The sequence below is a fragment of the Solimonas marina genome, from assembly GCF_012241385.1.
Lineage (GTDB): Bacteria > Pseudomonadota > Gammaproteobacteria > Nevskiales > Nevskiaceae > Solimonas > Solimonas marina.
Genome location: NZ_JAAVXB010000027.1, coordinates 1 through 1,404 on the forward strand (window position 1 = coordinate 1; position 1,404 = coordinate 1,404).

Sequence of the window (1,404 nt, forward strand, 5' to 3'; positions counted from 1 at the left end):
TACATGGACTCCTCCCGCAAGCCCGCAGGTGAAGTGAAACGCTGATCGCGGCGTTTGAAGGTGGTTGCAGTCGTACATTCGGCTTCGTCGAGGGCCTGCGATGCAGGCCGAGCCTTCATGGAAATCCGCGCCGGGAGCGCCACACGTTCGCAACGAGCTTTTCGCTCAAGCTTGTTATCGGCTTTGTTTCCCGGACGGTCCGACCGTCTACGCCATGATCCGCTTTTTTCTCCTGCGCAACCTTTGGAAGAACGCTTTACGCGGTGGTGCTTCAGGCTGCGGCAGCCTGATTGGGATCGAACACGGTGCCGTGCCGCCACGTCGCCCATGCGATGCGTGCGAGCTTGTTGGCCAGCGCGCAGGTCGCCTTGTTGTGGTTCGTTCGCGCTTTCAACGCAAGCGCCCATCGCTGCAAGGCATTGAGATTGTGCCCAGCGCGCTGCATCTGCCCGGCTCTGAGCAGCACCGCTCGGGCTCCATGCGTCAGCAGCATCCGCACGTAGCGATCACCGCGTTTGCTGATGCCGCCGAGTTTCCGGATGTGGCCGCTGGAGTGTTCGCGCGGCGTGAGGCCGAGCCAGGAAGCCAGATGTCGGCCGTCGCGGTAGTGCTTGGCGTCGTTGGCGCTGGCGTACAGCGCGGTCGCCGTCAGAAGGCCGATGCCGGAGATGTCGCGCAGGTGTTCGATCACCGGATTCTGCCGGCTGATCGCTTCGAGTTGACGTTCCACTGATGCGATGCGCTGTTCGAGTTCGCGGATTTCGTCGTACAGGGTTTGCAGCGTCGGACGCAGCATCGGCGGCAGCGCTTCTTCGTCCAACGCTTCGGGAATCAGCTTCAGTGCTGCAGCGGCACCGATCGGCAGGATCAAGCCAAACTCCCGCAGCAGACCGCGCAGCGTATTGATGCGTGCGGTTCGTGTTTCCATCCAGGCGCTGCGGCAGCGGTGCAGCCCTTGAATGGCCTGATGCCCGGTGGTTTTGACCGGCACCGGCAGAATCTCCGGATTCTTCGCGGCTTCCAGCATCGCCAGGCAATCGGCGCGATCGGTCTTGTTGCGCCGCCGGTACGCACAGACGTAGGGCACCGGTAGCAGGCGCACCGAATGGCCCAGCCGCTCCATCATCCGTGCCCAGTGATGCGCCCCGCCGCAGGCTTCCAGCACGAACGAAGCGCGCTCGCGCGTCGCCAGATATTCGGAGAACTGCGGACGATTCAGGCGCAGCCGCCGACGGACCTTGCCGCCCGCATCCGCCTCGGCCACCTCGAAAACCAACTTTGCGGTATCCACCGCGATGAGCGTAGATTCCATGTCGGACTCCTCCTGTTGGATCGCTGATGATTCGCATCTCCAGCTTGGCACTTCGATGCCGCTTAAAACAGCGGGAGGAGTCCATTCCATCA

At 62.7% G+C, this 1,404-nt stretch carries 1 protein-coding gene; it reads right to left on the bottom strand.

Features of this window, described 5'->3' with window-relative positions:
- Window positions 1-271 precede the first annotated feature (271 nt).
- Window positions 272-1,312 (bottom strand): IS110 family RNA-guided transposase, encoded by a 1,041-nt coding sequence (locus G7Y82_RS21080; RefSeq protein WP_168150113.1) that lies wholly within the window; start codon window positions 1,310-1,312, stop codon window positions 272-274.
- Window positions 1,313-1,404 lie beyond the last annotated feature (92 nt).

What these genes read in the sequence shown, in the direction of transcription:
- G7Y82_RS21080 (WP_168150113.1), bottom strand. Translation starts at nt 1,312, where the DNA reads ATGGAATCTACGCTCATCGCGGTGGATACCGCAAAGTTGGTTTTCGAG.